This is a genomic window from Priestia veravalensis, assembly GCF_001457055.1.
In the GTDB taxonomy this organism is placed as follows: Bacteria; Bacillota; Bacilli; order Bacillales; family Bacillaceae_H; genus Priestia; species Priestia flexa.
The window spans coordinates 1-19,150 of sequence record NZ_KQ758692.1 but is presented as its reverse complement, the minus strand read 5'-3'; the positions used below and the strand labels follow the sequence as shown (position 1 = coordinate 19,150).

Here is a 19,150-nt window from a genome sequence, read left to right as displayed (position 1 = left end):
GACTGTTCAGGTTGTCCTTTTCGTTCACAATGTACGAAGGCGAAGGAAGGAAAGAACCGAAGAATCGATTATAACGAAAAGTGGGAACAACAAAAGAAAAGCATTCAACAGCTGCTTTCAGAAGAAAAAACGGGTAAAATCTACGGAAAACGTAAGATTGACGTAGAACTAGTTTTTGGATATCTGAAGGCTAATTTGCGTTTCACTCGAATGTCCGTAAGAGGCAAAGAGAACGTGAAAAACGAATTAGGGTTTGCGTTCATGGCGGTGAATGTACGAAAGTACATCGCCTCCAGCGTAAAATGTGCATAGACCAATCAAACAGATCAACAAAAAAGGGTTCTCATCATCAACATGCGATGATGAGAACCCTTTTTCATTATTTTTGGCTAGTTATGTCCCAGCCTCCTTTTTATTTCTGAGAATCGTTGCTATTTGACTTTTTATATTGCTCCTGAAGCTTTTTAATCTTGCGGTGCAATGAAAAGGTTCGAATCGCAAGGCGAAAATCAAAAGCAGCGACTAAGGCAAACAAGATAGTTGGTAAGGTCCATACGGTGGTATCGACGCTTAAAATAGCTAAATACGTAAAGAGGATTCCCATAATTAAGTAGATAAATCCTCTGGTTAGAGGGATGTTACTCATAAACCAAGTCCTTTAATAATAAACTGTAGCTGTTCAGCCTGTTTTTGAATTTCAATAATTTCATCCGCAAAAATCGTTTGAACTAACACAACAATCGTGTTCATCAAGACATGAGCTATAATTGGAACAATAATCAGCTTCGTTCTTGCATATAAAAACGCGAATACAAATCCCATAGCCGTGTAAACTAATAAATGTTCGAAATCCCAGTGGACTGCTGCAAATATAAGTGAACTAATAAAGGCTGAAATAAAGAAATTATATTTACGATATAGAGAACCAAAGATGATTTTTCGGAAGATAATTTCTTCTAAAATTGGTCCAATAACGGATGTGACAACAATTAATAAAGGCGTAACTTTCACTAAATTCAAGATCATTTCCGTATTTTCAGAACCAGGTTCAATACCCAATAAGTTCATTTCAATCATGGCAGCCACAGATTGAGAAGCCATTGCTAAAAAGATGCCAAAGATTGACCAGAATATAGCTGTTGGTAAGCCAGCATGTTCATGTCTCATTGACATTTCACGCTTTAACAACAAAAGTACAATTACTAAAGCCAAGCTAAAGCTGATAATTGTCCAATAAGTCATCGCAAGCTGTTTAGCTACTCCAACGGGTTCGTCATTAAACAGTCCGAGGGATAATAATAACGGAATGCCTAAAATGCTAGAAAACAGCATGATGATATAAGTCAGTACGATATAACCATAGCGCTTTTCCAATCTTTCATACTCCTTTAAAAGGTTTTTTATGTATCATTGTCGAAGAACATGTAGGGAAGCTTTTTGATATGTTTCTTCTTGTTCGTATTGTAACATACATATTATATGAGAGATAAAAGAATGCCTTCTTTTTATGTAGGTATGAGTAGTATGAGTTGAAAAAGGATTTTTTTAAATTTTTTTGTGTTTAATACTTGCAAAAAAAAGCTACTTTGTTTTAATATAATAAATGTGTTAGCACTCGGTGAGGTTGAGTGCTAACAAAATGTAAAAACATATTATTTGAGGAGGTTGTTTCACTTGTTAAAGCCATTAGGTGATCGCGTAGTGATTGAACTTGTAAAATCTGAGGAAAAAACAGCAAGCGGTATCGTATTACCAGACAGCGCTAAAGAGAAACCACAAGAGGGTAAAGTTGTTGCTGTTGGTACAGGTCGAGTATTAGAAAGCGGTGAGCGTGTAGCATTAGAGGTAGCTGCAGGCGATCGTATTATCTTCTCAAAATATGCTGGTACTGAAGTGAAATACGAAGGTACTGAATACTTACTTTTACGCGAAAGCGACATTTTAGCTGTAATCGGCTAATTATTCATAACGACTTTTAACAATGTAGAATAGATTATTTTTAAACAATTAGGAGGATGAGTCAAATGGCAAAAGACATTAAGTTTAGCGAAGAAGCACGCCGCTCAATGCTACGTGGTGTGGATACATTAGCGAATGCTGTAAAAGTAACGCTTGGACCAAAAGGGCGTAACGTAGTACTAGAGAAAAAATTCGGTTCTCCATTAATTACAAATGACGGTGTAACAATTGCGAAAGAAATTGAATTAGAAGATGCATTCGAAAACATGGGTGCAAAATTAGTAGCAGAAGTTGCTAGCAAAACAAACGACGTTGCTGGTGACGGTACGACAACTGCAACAGTTTTAGCACAAGCAATGATTCGTGAAGGTCTTAAGAACGTAACGGCTGGTGCGAACCCAATGGGTATCCGTAAAGGGATGGAAAAAGCAGTAGCAGTAGCGATTGAAGAGTTAAAAGCAATTTCTAAACCAATCCAAGGTAAAGATTCAATTGCGCAAGTAGCGGCTATTTCAGCGGCTGACGAAGAAGTAGGTCAATTAATCGCTGAAGCAATGGAGCGCGTTGGTAACGACGGCGTTATCACGCTTGAAGAATCTAAAGGCTTCACAACTGAATTAGAAGTTGTAGAAGGTATGCAGTTTGACCGTGGATATGCATCTCCATACATGGTAACTGATTCAGATAAAATGGAAGCTGTATTAGAAGATCCGTATATCTTAATCACAGATAAGAAAATTGGTAACATTCAAGAAATCTTACCGGTGTTAGAGCAAGTTGTTCAACAAGGTAAGCCACTATTAATCATTGCTGAAGATGTAGAAGGTGAAGCACTAGCAACATTAGTTGTGAACAAACTTCGCGGTACATTCACAGCGGTAGCAGTTAAAGCTCCTGGCTTTGGTGACCGTCGTAAAGCAATGCTTCAAGACGTTGCGATTTTAACTGGTGGTGAAGTAATCACTGAAGAGCTTGGTCTTGACTTGAAATCTGCAAGCATTGAGCAATTAGGTCGCGCTTCTAAAGTTGTGGTAACAAAAGAAAACACAACAGTTGTAAACGGCGCAGGTAACGCAGAAGAAATTTTAGCTCGCGTTAACCAAATTAAAGCTCAGCTTGAAGAAACAACTTCAGAGTTCGACCGCGAAAAATTACAAGAGCGCCTAGCGAAGCTTGCTGGTGGTGTTGCTGTAATTAAAGTTGGTGCGGCTACTGAAACAGAATTAAAAGAGCGTAAACTACGTATTGAAGATGCATTAAACTCTACTCGTGCTGCGGTTGAAGAAGGTATCGTAGCTGGTGGTGGTACTGCATTATTGAATATCTACAATAAAGTTGCTGGAATCGAAGCTGAAGGCGACGTTGCAACAGGTATCAACATCGTATTACGTGCGATTGAAGAGCCTGTACGTCAAATCGCTCACAACGCAGGTCTAGAAGGATCAGTAATCGTTGAGCGTCTAAAAGGCGAAGCGGTTGGAACTGGATTCAACGCTGCAACTGGTGAGTGGGTAAACATGCTTGATTCTGGTATCGTTGACCCAACAAAAGTAACGCGTTCAGCGCTTCAAAACGCTTCTTCTGTAGCGGCTATGTTCTTAACAACTGAGGCGGTCGTGGCAGATAAGCCTGAAGAAAATGCTGGCGGTCCTGCAATGCCTGATATGGGTGGCATGGGCGGTATGGGCGGCATGATGTAAGAAACGCCTATAAACGTTGATATAACAACATTTACAAGCGTTTAATTTGTATCATGTACATGCTTTTGTTCATGTTTTGATTCAATTAGATTTTTAGAGAGGCTTTCCATTAGGTTACTGAACTTAGTGGAAGCCTCTTTTTTGACGTTTTTTGTCATGTGTGCGTATATATCCATTGTAGTGTTAATATCTGAATGGCCTAGCCGTTCTTGTATCTCTTTTATGTGTACATTAGCTTCAATTAGTAAAGAAGTATGTGTATGCCTAAATGAATGGGGCGTTACCTGTTTTTGTATAGTTGTTTTCTTAAGTAGGCGCTGCATTCTGATTGATAAATGTTTTATTGTTTTAGGATAGCCTTCATTTGTTGCAAATATAAAGTCATTATCAACATAAAAAGGCTTATTCTCCTTTATAATATCTTCTTGTTCCCGTTTGTGTAGCTTAAGTAATTCAACTAAAATAGGGTCTATTGTTATGGTACGTATTGAACCTTCTGTCTTAGGTGTAAGCAAGGTGTACTTTAACTTATTATTTGTTGGATTATAATAAGTTTTAATGACTCTTAAGGTATGCTTGTCCATATCAATATCAGACCATTTTAAAGCAATCATTTCCCCTATTCTTAAGCCTGTATAGGCTAACATAGTGAAAACGAGTAAATCCCCTTCTAACCCTTCATTTTTTGCCACGTTTAGAAATTCCTCTAATTCTTCTTTTTCAAGAAACTTTTCATTTATTGAATCATTTTCAAGATCAGAAATGGTTTTTTTCTTTTTAGGCAGCTTAGTATCCTTTGAAGGTGCTTCCTTAATTAATTTATTTTCATGTGCATACATAAAAACCATATTAGCGGAAGTGTGAATACTGGAAACATAATTAGAGCTAAAAGTATTGGCTAACTTATCTATTGTGTCTTGATATGCCTTTTTAGTGATTTTTTGAATTGGTACATGTCCAAATTCATTAATGATATGTGTTAATGCAATCCTTCTTGCCCTGTGGCTGCTTTCCTTTGCGCCTTGTGAAAGATAATGCTTTAGCCAGTCCTTGCATATTGCTTCAAACGTTATTTTTGATGGTTCGATATATTCTTTATTATGGAATTGCCTTTCAAATAATGCCGCTGCTAATTGAGCGTCTTTTTTTGTTAAAAATCCCGATTTACTTACTTGTTTGTCTTTACCAGTAACAGGGTCTTTTCCTGCATAGGCACGATAGGCCCACTTTTTGCCACGTTTATAGATGTATGCCATAAGATCACCTATTCAAATAATGTTTGAAGCATGGTTTTTATTTTTTGGCGATTATCATCGTTTAAAAATTCGTTTTTATAGTAAAGATCAACATCCATGTTTAATAATTCGTGTAAATCAAATAAGCGGCGTCTTAATTCATCATCAGTTAATTGTCCATATGCAACAAGACCGTCCCCTGTTTCTTCTTTCCCCATTGCTGGAAGAGAAACCTCAATAACCTTTTTGGGTGTTTCAACTACCCCCTTGAATGCTTCTATAAGACTTATCTCATAGCCTGCCATTTCCATAAGTTGCGTATAGTGTATATCTAAACCTTTAGCCAATTTTTTTATTGTATCGGAGTTTGGTATACCCTTACGTCCGTTTTCAATCATTGAAAGATATGCTTGGGTTAAATCAATTTTTTTTCCTAACTCTGTTAATGTCAATTTTTTTTCTTTCCTCAATTTCCTTAATTCTTTTCCGAATTCCTTTGGGCTAACACTCATTTTAAAAAACCTCCTTAAATCTGTATAAACACAATATAACACAAATTAAACAAAAATATAACTAAGTTATAAAAAATATATTGACGGTATTTTTTGTGAATGCTAATATATAACCAAGTTATAAAAAATATATCCAAGTTAAAAATAGGTGGTGAAAATATGGTGAAGATGGAATTTATCAACAAAGAAAATGTTAGGGTGTCGATTGCCGAAAAAGGAATGACTCTAAAAGATTTTTCTAGTCATATTGGAATTTCCCAAGTTTATCTAACGCAAATACTTAAAGGTTATCGAAGCCCTTCACCTACCGTTTCTGCAAAAATTGCAAAAGGTTTAGGCGTTGAAATTAACGACATTTTCAATATAAGTGTTTATCAAAAATAAGAAAGGCGGTGGGCTAATTGTTAAATGTTCAAATTGACGAAAAAACAGTTAATTCCATGCTGGAAAAAGCCATAAATGAACGTGTCGAAGAATTAGCAAAGCAAAAGTATTTCTTAACTTATAGTGAATTGTCCGATTATCTGAATATTAGCAAGCCGATCATTGAAGATCGCCTAATAAAAAACGGATTGAAGTATTACAAAGTAGGCTCAAAATATCTGTTTAAAAAAAGTGAAGTGGATGAGTTTTTAGATGATATGACATCTAACATGAACGCTACTAACAATGACATTAAATTTTTTCAAAAAATGCAAAAGGGAGCTGGTAGTAATGATATGCGCTAATTGTGGTGAAGCAATTCATTCAATCGATAGATATTACCGAGCAGGGAAAAACGGCACTTTATTTTGTTCTGAAGATTGCAGTTATGAAGCGTTTGAGGGTTTTTATTCTAAGCAAGAAGTAGAAAAGACCCTAGTATGCCATATAGGCAAAGGAGATAGCGCAGACGTGAAATTTCATGTAGATGGTGAAGCAGCATTAGAAGTTGCAAAAGTGTTAGAAATGGCTTTAACAAAAGACCCACCTTTTATTATGACTGTTAAAAATGGTGTAGGAGAGTATCAAAAGATAGCGAGCAGAGAGGAATTTTTAGAACATTACTTAAGTTGGGCAATTGGAACACTTTATGATCTTACAGATACAGAAGAATGAGCTTAGCGGAGTTAATAACAAGGGGGGGAGTAATAATGCAAGCTACCATGATTAGTTACACAGCAAAAATAACCGAGTTACTACCTAACGGCAAGATAATAAAGCTCAGAGGGTACACCAACGGAAATGATGATTATCAGAAAGCAAAAAGCCCAAGTGGGAAAACATGGACATATTTTTCTAATGATGAACAAATAAGCAACTGGATAGAAAAGGGCGGCTGGATTGGTGTAAGAATACCAACAGGGCTATATTTGGTGGACGTTGACGACACGCAGGAAGGGGAGTTATTGAAAGAACTTCTTGAGGGTGAAAACGTAAACCATCATGTTATTAAGACCCCTAACGGATTGCAATTTATTTTTAAAGGTGAAACAGATCAGACTAATAAGCAAGGGCAATATCAAAAATATGTCAATCGTTTGGGTATTACTCAAGATACAAGAGCAGCCGAAAAAGGTTATATTGTCTTTCCAACAGAAAACACAAAAGGGCGTCATGTAATAGCTCAAAGCATGGGCGAATTAGACGAGCTGCCACATTACCTTTATAAAGTGTGGAACGGTCAAAAAACGCCTTCTCCTATGTCCTACCCTTATGAAACTAGCGGAAGTCGTGACGGTGATTTTTATGATTTATCCAGAAGGTTATTAACCTGCGGTGTAAGCAAAAAAGACGCATTAGAAAGCCTTCAATTAGCTTATGAATATTTTGTACCGTATAAAGAAGACTTCCCACTAAGTACGATAAAAGAAAAGGTGGAATCAGCCTCTAAAAAAATAAATGAAGGCAAAACCGAGGCAGCTAATGAAATTGCAGACTTTGAAATTCATGTAAGTGGATTAAGTGATAATAAGGTTATTCCTAAGCCTTTTATTGTTCAAGATGGTTCGCTTTATTCAATCAAGACAGTAAAAGACGTAGAGGTCAAAAACTTTGTATCTAGACATGTACCATTTTTAACAAAAGAATTTCATAATGTAGAACGCCCTCAAGTCTTGTATGAAATTACTTGGAAGCAAGGGCATAAAACAATTAGTGAAGTAGTACCAGCTTCAACTATTGCAGTTAGAAAAGAATTGCTGGAACTAAGCGAAAAAGGTTTTTCTGTTAATGATAATAATGTCAAAAATTTAATCAGTTTCATGGATTTTTACTTGCTGGATAATGAACTTAAAAAATATTACGCAGTAGAGCGTTTAGGGCATATCAAAGATAGCTTTATTCACCCTTCAATAACTAAAGATATTGAGATTATGGCGATAGATCACGGCGAGAAGCAGATACTTGAATCTTTAAAGATGCAAGGGACAAGCGACACATGGAAAAAAGAAGTCTTTGAACGAATTAAGCAGCACCCTAAAGCCGTATTTTTTGTACTTTCTAGCTTTGCTAGTGTCATTATTAAAGATTTACGCTTACAGCCTTTCATTGTTGATTTAAGTGGAACGACTTCACAAGGTAAAACTACAATATTAAAAGCGGCTGCAAGTGTTTGGGGTAATGAGGGTTTAATGAGTGAATGGAATGCTACAAAGGTATCTATTGAAAGAAAAGCCGCTTATTTAAACAGTTTTCCATTATTGCTGGACGATACCCGCAAAGCAAATGACAAGATATTAAAAGATGTAGTGTATCAGTTTAGCGGCGGTAGATCTAAAGGACGAGGTTCATTAAAAGGTAGCCAGAGGGAATATACATGGTGCAATATTCTTCTAAGTACAGGGGAAGTATCTTTAAATGAATACGCTAAGAATCAAGGTGGAGTGGCTGCAAGGATAATCCCTTTAATTGATGAACCATTAAAGAAAGACCATGAAAACATCATACAGCTTCATGAAGCTATGGAAAATAATTATGGAGCAATAGGGGTAGCCTTCTTGAAAGTATGGCTAGAGAATAAAAAAGACCTTATCACCGAATATCACAAGTTTAGAAAATTCTATGTAGATAAGGCTAAAGATAATGAAGTATTAAACCGTTTAGCTGGATATTATGCAGCAGTCCATTTTACTGGAAGTGTATTAAAAAACAAAATGAGCTTTGAAATAGACCTAAAAGCAATAGCAGATTTATTTGACGATATAGCCAGTGAAAATAAATCAACGGACAAGCCGATGCAATTTTTAGATGAAATTCTAACCGATCTAGACAGTAGCAGGCAGGATATATATTATGATTATTTGCCGCAAGTCCATAAAGCTATATACAAAAAAGGCCAGCTCTATTTAATGCCAGCTTACCTTACAAGGTTTTTAGGGGTTGAGGAAAAAGCAACACGTAGAGAATGGTTAAAACGAGGGCTAACCGTTGGGAAACAAGAAAAAAACTCTTATGTTGATTATAAGCCATTAAAGCATAAAGGGAAAACATATAGAGTGATACCAGTAAACATGGATATTGTGAAAGAGATAGGCTTTGATTTTGAAGAAGTAAGCGGAAATGAATTTCTAAATCAGTAATCTTGTAACCTTCATAAAGCTTGTTATATCAAGGGTTAAGAGTCTAACGGTTACAAAGGGTTACAAATAAAAGTTATAGCTTGTAACCCTGTCCAGTCTTAGAGCCGCAAGGAATAGAAGGTTATAGGTTACAAAAGTTACAAGTTATTAGATATATATTTCGTATGAAATAAGATTATAATCCTAAAAAACTATAATGCTATATATATGGTATTTTTTTTGAAAACCTTGTAACCTTGTAACCTTGAAGGAAAAAACCCTTGGGAGAGTAAGAGCGAGTGAGGTTACAAAGATTAGAATTAAGATGTAACCTTGTAACCTTTTCTTGTAACCTTTTAAAAGAACAAGTCAATTATCAAAAAAAATTTACAAATAAATATAACTAAGTTATAATAAAATTAACCTAAGTTATATAGAGGGTGGTTTTATAGCATGGATGAATTACTAGAACGACTAAAAGACCAAATAGAAAACAACTTCTATAACGATGAAACTACAGTAAAAGCCTGTGACCTTATGGAGCTTATATATGAATACGAAATAGAAACAGGCAGAAGAAAAAGATGGAATGATGAACGGTGGGATTAAATGGCCGAAAAAATAATTCAAATAATACCAGCACCTAAAAACCTATATGCAGTTTACCAAGATGATGAACATCCTAAAGAACCTATTTTATCGAAAATTATTTGTTTAGGGCTAACAGATCAAGGCGAAGTAGTTTTAATGGATATGGACGAAACTGGTTTTATTGATATGGCCGATAACGCCATGAACTATAAAGGCGCAAAATGGGGAGGTGAGTAAATGCCAGGTTTTTTCGATAAGATTTTTAACCGTAGAAAAGAACCGCAGAAAACAGAACGAGCAGACATAATGAGCGGTGGAGCTGCAATATTCACACCATTTAGCGGAAAAGCTTATGAAAGTGATATATACAGGGCGGCAGTTGATAGCATAGCAAGAAACGCTGCAAAACTTAAGGGAACGCATGTTATTACAGCACCAGACAGGCGCAAGACAGGCGATCAATATTTAAACCACATTTTACAAGTAAGACCTAATCCATATATGACAGCTTATGACCTTCTTTATAAGCTGGTAACACATTATTACTTGTATAACAATGCTTTTGCGTATTTGCAGAAGGATGACAAAGGGTATTTACAAGCTATTTACCCCTTATCCCCTCAAAGCGTGGAGTATATAACAGACACATTAGGTAATTTATATTGTCGTTTCTTATTTGCTAATGGCCAGCAAGTTACCTTGCCATTTTCAAAGGTTTTTATAGTAAGGCGTTTCTTTAACTCTAACGATCTATTAGGCGATACTAACACGGCAATATTGCCAGCTTTAGACTTAGCACATACGCAAAATGAAGGGTTAGAAAACTCTATAAAAGCTAATGCAACGATTCGAGGTATTTTGAAATATAACCAAGTATTAAGCCCAGACAAACTAAAAGAGGAAAAGGAAGCCTTTATAAACGATTATTTAACAGTAAGTAATAATGGCGGAATTGCAGTAATTGACAGTAAAGCAGAATATACCCCTTTAGAGCTTAAGCCAGTAGCTATTGATGATAAGCAGCTAGAGGCAGTTAAAAAGAAAATTTATGAGTATTTAGGAATTAGTGAAAAAATCGTAAATAGCACCTATACAGAAGATGAATGGGCGGCATTTTATGAAAGTGTCCTAGAACCATTAGCCGTACAATTTTCACTTGAATTTACAGACAAGCTATTTACAGAACGTGAACAGGCTTTCGGCAATTCAATCATATTTGAGGCTAATAGATTACAGTTTGCTAGTAATGCAACCAAAACAAACATTATCAAGGAATTGACGCCTTTAGGCTTATTCACCATTAACCAAGCATTAGAAATATTGAATTTGCCACCAGTTGAGGACGGCGACAAGCGATTACAAACACTAAACGTAGTAAATGCCGATAAAGCCGATCAATACCAGCTAAATGAAGGGGGTAGCAAAGAATGAAAGAGTTAAGAGTAGCTGAACTAAGAGCAGCCGAACCGCAAGGAGAAAGCGGCCTTATTCTAAGTGGTAGACCTATTGTATATGACCAACCTACCACCATAAAAGCACCATTTGGGGATTATATCGAGATTATACAAAGGGGCGCATTAGATGGGGCAGACCTATCAGACATTCGCTTATTGTATAACCACGATATGAATAAAATTCCATTAGCAAGAACACCTAAAACTATGTCCTTTTCGTTAGATTCGGCAGGATTAGCAATGAGGGCAGAGCTACCAGACACCGTGGAAGGGAAAAGCGTTTATACGGCAGTAAAACGGCAAGACCTTTCGGGCATGTCATTTGCTTTCAAAGTACCACAAGGCGGCAGCCACTTTGACGCAAAGACAAACACTAGAAGTATTAGCAAAATAGAAAAAGTCTATGAGGTTTCAATCGTTCCATTCCCTGCATATCCTCAAACGAGTATAGAAGCAAGGGCAGCTATTGAAAACACATGGGCAAAGCTTAAAGCACCAGAAAGACAAGCAGCAAAAATAAAAGTAAATCAAATATTGAAAAGAGGTATATAAATTATGAATTTTAAAACAGTAGCAGAAGCATTTAATTATTATCGTAACCATTCTTTAACTGACATTGAGAAAAGAGCCGCAGAGATCGGCAAGCTAATTGATACAGACCCTAACGCAAATGTAGAGGTTTTAAATATTGAACTAGACGGCTTAAAAGAAGCAAAAAACAATGTAGAACAACGCAGCCAGGGTGGACAAGCTGGAAACTTCAATCCTATTACTGGAATGAACTTCAACCAAGGTCAGCAAGTACCAACAGAAAACATTTTCGCAAGTACCGAATACCGCTGTGCATTTTATAAGACATTGTTAGGGCAAAAGCTAACAGATGTTGAAACAAGAACTTTTAATAAGGCTATGGAAATGCAAGAAGCAGAACGCCGAGCAGATGCCTTTAATACTACAACAAACAGTGCAGCCGTATTACCAACAACAACATTAAACGAAGTTATCAAGAAAGCTAGAACAATGGGCGGTTTAATCTCGCACGTTAGAAACTTCAATATTCCTACTAACATCAGCGTACCGATTGGAACACCTTCCAGTAAGGCGCAATGGCACGTTGAAGGCGCACCAGTAGAAAGTGAGAAGGTAACACCAGCAGTCGTACAATTTGCAGGATATGAGATCATCAAAGTATTTTCAATCAGTGCAGCAGCTAAGAAAATGACAATCCAAGCATTTGAAGCATACATGATTGACGAGCTTACTAATTGTGTAATGGAAGCTATTGCAGACGCATTAGTTAACGGTACAGGAACAGGACAAGGAACTGGATTACTAACAGGCATTACATGGGATGCAAGCAACAGCCTAGACCTTACAGGGACATACACAGACTTTACAAAAGCATTAGCAACCTTAAAGCGTGGATATGCAGCAGGGGCAAAGTTTGCTATGAGTAACGCTACACTATACAACAAGGTTTATAGTTTAGTAGATGGAAACGGTAGACCAATCTTTATTGCAGATCCTAAGAATGAAAGCATTGGCTATATTCTAGGTAAGGAAGTAGTCATTGACGATAACCTAGCAGATGACACGATCATTCTAGGTAACTTTAACTATATGGGTTATAACATGCCACAAGGCTTAATGATTGAGGTATCAAGGGAAAGTTCATTCAAGAGCGGGCTTATTGATTACCGAGCTATGGCTATTGCAGATACTAAGCCATTAGTTAGTGAAGCATTTGTAAAGCTATCAGCACCAGCAGGGGCATAAGCCTAACTACATTAAGGGGGTATCAGTGATAACGCTGGTATCCCTTTTTTAAAAGGAGTGATCACATTGTTAATTAGCATAGAAGAAGCAAGAGATACATTAAGACTGGATGGCCCAGACAATGACTCTATCATTATTCCATTATTAGAATCTATTCCTTCTTATCTGGAAGTAACCACAGGCAGGACATGGGATACACAGCCAGTACACCCATTAGCACAGACCGTTACTAAGTTTATATTACAGCTATGGTATGACCCAGAAGGGCAGGACAAGGACAGACTACAGCGCACCATAGACAACCTATTAACAGCCTTAACAGCGATAGGCAGAAGCATGTAACTAATGGCAAAGGATTACGCAAAAGCTTTTTATACGAGTAAAGAATGGATTAAATGCCGTACAGGATTCATGCAAAGTAAAAACTATATTTGTGAACGGTGCGGAGGTGTAGCGAACATATGCCACCATAAAACGTATATCACGCCAGAGAATATACATGACCCAAACATTACTCTTAATTGGAGAAATCTTGAGGCATGTTGTCAGGCCTGTCACAATTTAGAACATCATAGCGGCGGCATTTGTGCAGACGGTTTAGTATTCGATAGCAATGGAAACTTAAGAAAAAAACAATCCCCCCACTTTGAAAAATAATTTGGAGGTCTATGGACCGATGAGGCCCCTTTCTTATCCCCTCCATTACTTTTTTATATTAAGGGAGGGATTAAACACTAAAAAAAGAAGGTGATTTTATGGCGACTTCTAAGAAAAATATAACGATTTCTAGTGAAATGAAAAAACTTAAAACAATATTAAGGCAGATTCCAAAAGAACGTTTACCTATAGGGCAAAGCCTCTATAATGAGCTTGTTTTCATGCAGAATACATTAGATAAATTAAAGCAACAAGTAGAAGAAGAAGGCGCAGTATCAATGTTTAAACAAGGGCGGCAGGAATTTCTAAGGGAACACCCAGCATTAAAAGCCTATAATACCACCGTACAGCGTTACAGCCTTCTTTATAAGCAATTAGTTGACCTATTGCCCCCGACGGACGTAGAACAACCGCAGGACGCTTTAATTGACTTCTTGAAGGGGTGATAAGGTGAATTATGTACTAGAATACTGGAACGCTATTAAAGAAGGAAAGATAACCGTTTCTAAGCGTGTATATAAGCAATATGCAAAGCTGGTAGACGAGATCAACAACCCAAAGCAATATATTTTTGATGAAGCAAAGGCAAACAAGCCTATTGAGTTTATAGAGCGTTTTTGTAAGCACAGTAAGGGGGAATGGGCGGGCAAACCTATTAAATTGGAACTCTTTCAAAAGGCTTATATTGCTGCCCTTTTCGGTTTTATAGATAAAGACACAGGCTTAAGGCGTTACCGTGAAAGTATGTTTTATGTAGCAAGGAAAAACGGTAAAACAACCATGTTAGCAGGGTTAGCGGCATATATGCTTATTGCAGATGGAGAAGGCGGGGCAGAGGTTTACAGCATAGCTTCAAAGCGTGACCAAGCTAGAATACTATTTGATGAAACTCACAATATGATTCAACAAAGCCCCGATCTATCCAAGCATATCAAAAAGCGAAAAAGCGATCTTTATTTTTCCCTTACTATGTCTAAGCTTATGCCATTAGCCAAAAACAGTAATACATTAGACGGCTTAAACAGTAGCTTTGTAATTATTGACGAGCTGCATAGTATAGCAGACCGAAACTTATATGAGGTTATGAAGCAAAGTCAATCAGCCCGCCAGCAACCTATTTTAATTATGATTACAACGGCTGGAACGGTTAGAGAAAATATATTTGATGATATGTATCAGTACGCTTGTAACATAGTAGACGGCAACTTTCAAGATGATAGCTTTTTACCTATCCTTTATGAGCTTGACGAAAAGAAGGAATGGACAGACCCAGCAGCATGGCAAAAGGCAAACCCAGCATTAGGAGCGATTAAGAAATTAGATGACCTTGAGCGTAAAGTAGAGAAGGCTAAAAACAGCCCTAACGATCTAAGCGGAGTATTAACAAAGGACTTTAATATAAGGGATACCGTAGCCAGCGCATGGCTTACATTTGACGATATAAACAACGAAGAAACCTTTGACATAGAGAATTTTAGAAATTGCTATGCCATAGGCGGCGCAGATTTGAGTGTAACGACAGACCTTTCATGTGCTACCCTCTTAATGGTGGATAAGGACACCCAGAAACGCTTTATCCATCAAATGTATTGGTTGCCAAGGGATAACTTTGAAAAACGGGTACAGATTGACAAAATACCTTATGATAAGTGGCTAGATCAAGGCTTATTAAGGCTATGTAATGGAAACAGCATTAATTACGGTGATATAACAGCATGGTTTTTAGAAATGCTTAACAATTACGGTATAACGCCCCTATGGATTTATTATGATAGCTATTCAGCTAAATATTGGGTAGAGGAAATGGAGCAGCATGGCTTTAAAATGGTTAGGTGTATTCAAGGAGCTAGAACCTTAAGTCTTCCTATGCAGATGATGGGGGCAGATTTGCAAGCTAAAAAGATTAATTACAATAACAGTCCTATCCTTAAATGGTGCTTAACGAATACAGGCATAGAAACGGACAGGAACGGCAACATAGTACCAGTTAAGAACCAAGCAGCTAAGATGAGGATAGACGGCACAGCGTCCATGTTAGACGCTTATGTAGGGCTATTTGAACACTATGAAGAATTTCTAAGGGCTTTGTAAGGGGGATAAAACGTGAAGTATATAAAAGATAAAAAACTAACCATATTAGAAATGGCTGCAAACAGCGGGCCCGAACCAGGAGAAACAGCCAGACCGTTAAAGAATGGGGAGAATATTTGGGCTTATTACCGGCAAGCGTCAGCAAATGAAATTGCCATGTTTTCCACAACAGTTTACAAAGTGGAAGTTATTTTTAAAATTGCATGGCGAAATGATATTGATACCACTATGAAGGTACTCTTTAGGGGCAAAGAATACGCCATAAACCGCATAGATGACTTTGAAGGGTATAAACAAGATTTAACTATTTACGCTTATGCGCTTAATTAGGAGGGGCGATCAATGACACCTACACAGCTATAAAAAAGGTTAGAAGATAATTTACACATGTTTAATCAAGAAGTGATGTCCTTAATTGATATACATGACAACGATTATTTAACAAAAGATGATCTAGAGGACATAAGCAGACAGATATTTTATTGTTTATATGAATTCAAAGACCTTATAGTTGAATACTTAAAAAAGAATGACCGTTGATTTTTTTTCAGCGGTTTTTTTATTTGTCATAAACCAGCCTTCCCGCCCATACCTATGTAATATCACGGTGGGGAGGAGGATGACCGATTGAGTAAAAACAAAATTAAAAAGACGGTTTCTCTAAATATCACTAATCCAGATGACGCAGAGATCATAAAAAAGATAAGTGAACCTAATTTTAATTTCAATGAATGGGCAAGGAAACTTATGTTAGAGGACATTAGAAGGGAAAAAAACAAGATTGTCCATAAGAGTGAAAAGGGGGGCATTAAAATTGTGTTGGGGTAGCCATACCGAACATAAAGCCCCCTCTCTCTTTATCGCTTGAGTAACACTGTTACACAAATGACACCGTCAAATGTCACGACAAATGGAAAGGGGATATTTTTATTATGATAGAAGGTAAGGGATTAGGCAATAAAAAAATAAATCGAGTGAATGTAAGTTTAAGCAATAGAACCAATAGAAAATTAAATCAGTTAGCCACCGCATGTAATACAAAGCCAACCACATTAGCAGGGTTATTTATTGAAATATGCTTAAATGATTCCCAGATCGTCCACAAACTACAAGAAGAATATAACATCTATACACCTTATAAAGTCATTCCAGTGCAAAACAACGGTGAAATAGACTACATTTTTAAGGGGTGAACAGCATGGAATGGCATAGTTTTATTATTGGCTTAGTATCAGCCTCTTTTGCCTATGCTTTATTTAGTGAAAAGGGCGATCAAGAGGAACTTGTTGCAGAGGACGACCAGACCGAAGATATAGAGATAAACGACTTTTCAGGCAGGCATGTTACTTTATCTTGTCAAACATGCCGCAAACTGAAAAGGCATAAAGAAGTTGAGCCTAATTTATTTCAATGTGTGAAATGTAAAAGACATGTAGATTTAAGAAGTGCTTAAATTTAATATGTACGATTGATAATGTAGCATCTAGCTGCATTATTTTTTTTGATCGGGAACGTATTCAAATAAATCCCCTATTTGACATTCAAAGGCTTTACACAATTCATTCATTTGTTCTATTTCAATTCTTTTGACATCTTCATGATATAGTGCAGATATAGTTGCTGGACGTATTCCGGTTATTTCAGCTAACTGTTTTTGTGTCCATTTCTTCTTACCTAACCATTCTGATAGATGAATTCTTACAGTCATTATATTTTCCCCCTAGTTACAATATGCCTTTTTTCTACATAATACCACATAGAAGTAATAAAATTATATTGTTTAATTGACATATTACGACATAGGTAATATAATTACGTTAGTAGTAATTAAATAAAAGACAAGAGATAACGGAGGTTAGAACATGGTAGAAACATTAAGAAAACTTTCTTTTAAGTTAGACTGTCAATTAGACTCAATCGGGTGTCAAGCTGAAATTTTATCAGATGTAAAAACTCTTTTATATCACTTAAAAGAAGATATGGACAAAGCAGTACATATAGGAGAAGAAAGAGCTTATTACCATGAACACCATAGAATGGTTAGAGTTTTAGCTGAACTTATGCACTTTACCGTAAAGGAACTTAACAAAGATTACGAAGATGCACATTGTATTAGCGGGAAATTATACGCAAAAATTACAGGTAAGGAAGGAGATCAGGACAATGAGTAATTTAATGAATATGTTTGAAGGGGCTAGAAATGTTGAATTTACAGGCTTACAGTATTGTGAAGAAATAGGCGAAAGATTGCCAGTATTTGAGCTCACAGACATTCCAGCAGATGAACGGAACAGAAGGGCTAAGATTCAAAACACAAAGGTTTTTATTGAGAAGCACGGCAAAGAGCCGAAAGACTATGACGAGGTTTTAGCTTGGGTCTATTCCTTAATTGAAGAAGCGGATAAAGCAGAAAACCATATCGCTGGGAACGATACGGTTTTCACTGATTAAACATTCAACTAATTATACTATATCATAAAGGGGCGTCCATTAATAGCGACACCCTTTTTTGTTGGAAATAACTTAGGTTGTTCATGCTTTGTTCATGTTCATGTTTAGAAAAGGACTTTTTCATTGAGGGGAAAAATCTATAAACCTTGATATAATAGGGGTTTTAGTATTTATTTTAAGATATTTTTAGGGGTATTAAATGGGCGGCATGATGTAATAACGCCCTCAAACCCTTGATATATAAGGGTTTTATGTAAGATGAGAGTGGATTGTTAACAAATTATAGAGGCTTCTCATAAGTTGAGCCAACTTATGGGAAGCTTCTTTTTTATATATGAAAGTTTAGTTGGAGGAATAAGAAAGTTCCTTTTAGAGTAGTCGCCCCCGTTTCAAGTGTTCATATTAAGCACATGTGTGATAAAATGAAAAAATAAATATGCGATGAAAAAGATGGCTAGTAAGGAGTTGCCGTGGCTTTTGATATTGTCAGAGGTGGACGCAATGTGAAAGGGGTAAAGTATGGAGGTAAATAAAAACAAGAATCAAAAGAATAAAATAATAGGAATAGCTTCATTAAAGGAAGCGCTATCCGCATTAAAAGTCGCAGATCTTCAAGACATCCGGAAAAAGCTGCAAATTAAAAATATAAGCTCGATGAAAAAGGCGGAGTTAATTCAATCTTTGGCAGAGGCAATCCCTGTTCTTTTCAGAAATATTATCAGTCAGTTCGATGAGCGACGATTATTTTTAATAAAAAATATCACTAGTGTTGCATAAATAATGTCCAATTTTCAGTCTAATCATCCTCCTTGTTTAGAGCCAAAAAGGTAAATACCTATTCAAAGGTGGCTTTATTCATTTGGTTTTTTTTACAATCAGACTTGTGCGACAACAACAATTTGCTTATTAAGGGATGGCTTTCCCTTCAATCTTTCGAAGCCAGATATGGGCTGGTTTCCACAATGCAGCCCTTAAATAACGGCTAATTTGTAAGGTTTTTCGCTTACTTCTTGTTTCAAGTTGTACGAGAACATGTAGGCAAAAAACAATCAGTGCGATAAACACTTGGTTTTGAATGGCCCATTCACTTTGTCCGTAGAACTTTTTAATATTGAGATGTTGTTTGATCCACTTAAAAAATAGCTCAATGGCCCAGCGTGATTTATACATCTCTGAAATTTCTTC

Annotated in this window: 29 protein-coding genes; 23 read left to right on the top strand and 6 right to left on the bottom strand. The window is 36.6% G+C overall.

The window, feature by feature from the left end; translation table 11 throughout:
- Positions 1 to 312 (top strand): transposase (locus tag AS180_RS17990; RefSeq protein ID WP_139109226.1); only part of this gene is annotated, 312 nt, incomplete at its 5' end.
- Positions 313 to 412: 100 nt separating this feature from the next.
- Here the strand turns inward: AS180_RS17990 and AS180_RS17985 are convergent.
- The gene (locus tag AS180_RS17985) at positions 413 to 646 is read right to left on the bottom strand and encodes a YdiK family protein (protein WP_062687248.1); all 234 of its coding nucleotides are present in this window, start codon (positions 644 to 646) and stop codon (positions 413 to 415) included.
- Positions 643 to 1,374 (bottom strand): CPBP family intramembrane glutamic endopeptidase, encoded by a 732-nt coding sequence (locus AS180_RS17980; protein ID WP_025909995.1) that lies wholly within the window; start codon positions 1,372 to 1,374, stop codon positions 643 to 645. Before AS180_RS17980 ends, AS180_RS17985 begins: the two co-directional genes overlap by 4 nt.
- 300 nt (positions 1,375 to 1,674) lie before the next feature.
- Between AS180_RS17980 and groES the strand changes: the two genes are divergently transcribed.
- Positions 1,675 to 1,959, top strand: coding sequence for a co-chaperone GroES (gene groES / locus AS180_RS17975; RefSeq protein WP_025909994.1), 285 nt, complete (start codon positions 1,675 to 1,677; stop codon positions 1,957 to 1,959).
- 65 nt (positions 1,960 to 2,024) lie between these two features.
- The gene (groL, locus tag AS180_RS17970; RefSeq protein WP_062687247.1) at positions 2,025 to 3,659 is read left to right on the top strand and encodes a chaperonin GroEL; all 1,635 of its coding nucleotides are present in this window, start codon (positions 2,025 to 2,027) and stop codon (positions 3,657 to 3,659) included.
- A 41-nt stretch (positions 3,660 to 3,700) separates the two neighbouring features.
- Here the strand turns inward: groL and AS180_RS17965 are convergent, their stop codons facing one another.
- Both AS180_RS17965 and AS180_RS17960 read right to left on the bottom strand, forming a co-directional pair.
- Positions 3,701 to 4,915: a site-specific integrase gene (locus AS180_RS17965; RefSeq protein ID WP_062687246.1), complete on the bottom strand. Its 1,215-nt coding sequence runs from the start codon at positions 4,913 to 4,915 to the stop codon at positions 3,701 to 3,703.
- Between the two features lie 8 nt (positions 4,916 to 4,923).
- On the bottom strand, positions 4,924 to 5,406 hold the full coding sequence (locus AS180_RS17960; RefSeq protein ID WP_062687245.1) for a helix-turn-helix domain-containing protein: 483 nt from the start codon (positions 5,404 to 5,406) through the stop codon (positions 4,924 to 4,926).
- Positions 5,407 to 5,565: 159 nt separating this feature from the next.
- Between AS180_RS17960 and AS180_RS17955 the strand changes: the two genes are divergently transcribed.
- The 17 genes from AS180_RS17955 to AS180_RS17880 all read left to right on the top strand — a co-directional run bounded on the left by AS180_RS17955 (position 5,566) and on the right by AS180_RS17880 (position 16,967).
- Complete coding sequence (locus tag AS180_RS17955; RefSeq protein WP_062687244.1) at positions 5,566 to 5,790, top strand: helix-turn-helix domain-containing protein; 225 nt, start codon at positions 5,566 to 5,568, stop codon at positions 5,788 to 5,790.
- A gap of 17 nt (positions 5,791 to 5,807) precedes the next feature.
- Positions 5,808 to 6,134, top strand: a complete 327-nt coding sequence (locus AS180_RS17950; RefSeq protein ID WP_062687243.1) for a helix-turn-helix domain-containing protein — start codon at positions 5,808 to 5,810, stop codon at positions 6,132 to 6,134.
- Complete coding sequence (locus AS180_RS17945; RefSeq protein WP_062687242.1) at positions 6,121 to 6,504, top strand: hypothetical protein; 384 nt, start codon at positions 6,121 to 6,123, stop codon at positions 6,502 to 6,504. The genes AS180_RS17950 and AS180_RS17945 overlap by 14 nt, the downstream gene beginning before the upstream one ends.
- Before the next feature lie 35 nt (positions 6,505 to 6,539).
- A complete protein-coding gene (locus tag AS180_RS17940) occupies positions 6,540 to 8,966 on the top strand; it encodes a DUF927 domain-containing protein (protein WP_062687241.1) in 2,427 nt (808 codons plus the stop codon).
- 432 nt (positions 8,967 to 9,398) lie between these two features.
- A complete protein-coding gene (locus tag AS180_RS23315; RefSeq protein WP_175384217.1) occupies positions 9,399 to 9,554 on the top strand; it encodes a hypothetical protein in 156 nt (51 codons plus the stop codon).
- On the top strand, positions 9,555 to 9,773 hold the full coding sequence (locus AS180_RS17935) for a hypothetical protein (protein WP_062687240.1): 219 nt from the start codon (positions 9,555 to 9,557) through the stop codon (positions 9,771 to 9,773).
- Positions 9,774 to 10,967, top strand: coding sequence for a phage portal protein (locus tag AS180_RS17930; protein WP_062687239.1), 1,194 nt, complete (start codon positions 9,774 to 9,776; stop codon positions 10,965 to 10,967).
- Positions 10,964 to 11,542, top strand: a complete 579-nt coding sequence (locus AS180_RS17925) for an HK97 family phage prohead protease (protein WP_062687238.1) — start codon at positions 10,964 to 10,966, stop codon at positions 11,540 to 11,542. The genes AS180_RS17930 and AS180_RS17925 overlap by 4 nt, the downstream gene beginning before the upstream one ends.
- A 3-nt stretch (positions 11,543 to 11,545) precedes the next feature.
- Positions 11,546 to 12,766, top strand: a complete 1,221-nt coding sequence (locus AS180_RS17920; RefSeq protein WP_062687237.1) for a phage major capsid protein — start codon at positions 11,546 to 11,548, stop codon at positions 12,764 to 12,766.
- Between the two features lie 66 nt (positions 12,767 to 12,832).
- Positions 12,833 to 13,108, top strand: a complete 276-nt coding sequence (locus AS180_RS17915) for a head-tail connector protein (RefSeq protein ID WP_062687236.1) — start codon at positions 12,833 to 12,835, stop codon at positions 13,106 to 13,108.
- 3 nt (positions 13,109 to 13,111) lie between these two features.
- Positions 13,112 to 13,423 (top strand): hypothetical protein, encoded by a 312-nt coding sequence (locus tag AS180_RS17910; RefSeq protein WP_062687235.1) that lies wholly within the window; start codon positions 13,112 to 13,114, stop codon positions 13,421 to 13,423.
- A gap of 98 nt (positions 13,424 to 13,521) precedes the next feature.
- The gene (locus AS180_RS17905) at positions 13,522 to 13,869 is read left to right on the top strand and encodes a hypothetical protein (RefSeq protein WP_062687234.1); all 348 of its coding nucleotides are present in this window, start codon (positions 13,522 to 13,524) and stop codon (positions 13,867 to 13,869) included.
- 4 nt (positions 13,870 to 13,873) lie between these two features.
- Positions 13,874 to 15,514: a terminase large subunit gene (locus AS180_RS17900; protein WP_062687233.1), complete on the top strand. Its 1,641-nt coding sequence runs from the start codon at positions 13,874 to 13,876 to the stop codon at positions 15,512 to 15,514.
- 12 nt (positions 15,515 to 15,526) lie between these two features.
- Entirely contained in the window at positions 15,527 to 15,844 is a 318-nt protein-coding gene (locus tag AS180_RS17895) for a phage head closure protein (RefSeq protein ID WP_090752872.1), read from the top strand.
- A 297-nt stretch (positions 15,845 to 16,141) separates the two neighbouring features.
- Entirely contained in the window at positions 16,142 to 16,342 is a 201-nt protein-coding gene (locus tag AS180_RS17890) for a hypothetical protein (protein ID WP_062687232.1), read from the top strand.
- A gap of 104 nt (positions 16,343 to 16,446) precedes the next feature.
- On the top strand, positions 16,447 to 16,707 hold the full coding sequence (locus AS180_RS17885) for a hypothetical protein (RefSeq protein WP_062687231.1): 261 nt from the start codon (positions 16,447 to 16,449) through the stop codon (positions 16,705 to 16,707).
- Between the two features lie 5 nt (positions 16,708 to 16,712).
- A complete protein-coding gene (locus AS180_RS17880) occupies positions 16,713 to 16,967 on the top strand; it encodes a hypothetical protein (RefSeq protein WP_062687230.1) in 255 nt (84 codons plus the stop codon).
- A gap of 39 nt (positions 16,968 to 17,006) precedes the next feature.
- On the opposite strand, the gene AS180_RS17875 is transcribed toward AS180_RS17880, so the two are convergent.
- Positions 17,007 to 17,222: a helix-turn-helix domain-containing protein gene (locus AS180_RS17875; RefSeq protein WP_062687229.1), complete on the bottom strand. Its 216-nt coding sequence runs from the start codon at positions 17,220 to 17,222 to the stop codon at positions 17,007 to 17,009.
- A gap of 154 nt (positions 17,223 to 17,376) precedes the next feature.
- Here AS180_RS17875 and AS180_RS17870 point away from each other — a divergent pair, with 154 nt between their 5' ends.
- From AS180_RS17870 to AS180_RS17860, 3 genes are all read left to right on the top strand, one after another.
- A complete protein-coding gene (locus AS180_RS17870) occupies positions 17,377 to 17,685 on the top strand; it encodes a hypothetical protein (protein ID WP_062687228.1) in 309 nt (102 codons plus the stop codon).
- Entirely contained in the window at positions 17,678 to 17,965 is a 288-nt protein-coding gene (locus tag AS180_RS17865) for a hypothetical protein (protein WP_062687227.1), read from the top strand. The genes AS180_RS17870 and AS180_RS17865 overlap by 8 nt, the downstream gene beginning before the upstream one ends.
- Positions 17,966 to 18,484: 519 nt before the next feature.
- Entirely contained in the window at positions 18,485 to 18,742 is a 258-nt protein-coding gene (locus AS180_RS17860; RefSeq protein ID WP_025909992.1) for a Rho termination factor N-terminal domain-containing protein, read from the top strand.
- Positions 18,743 to 18,871: 129 nt separating this feature from the next.
- Here AS180_RS17860 and AS180_RS17855 read toward each other — a convergent pair.
- Positions 18,872 to 19,150, bottom strand: a 279-nt coding sequence (locus AS180_RS17855) for a transposase (protein WP_139109225.1), incomplete at its 5' end; no start/stop codon positions are given.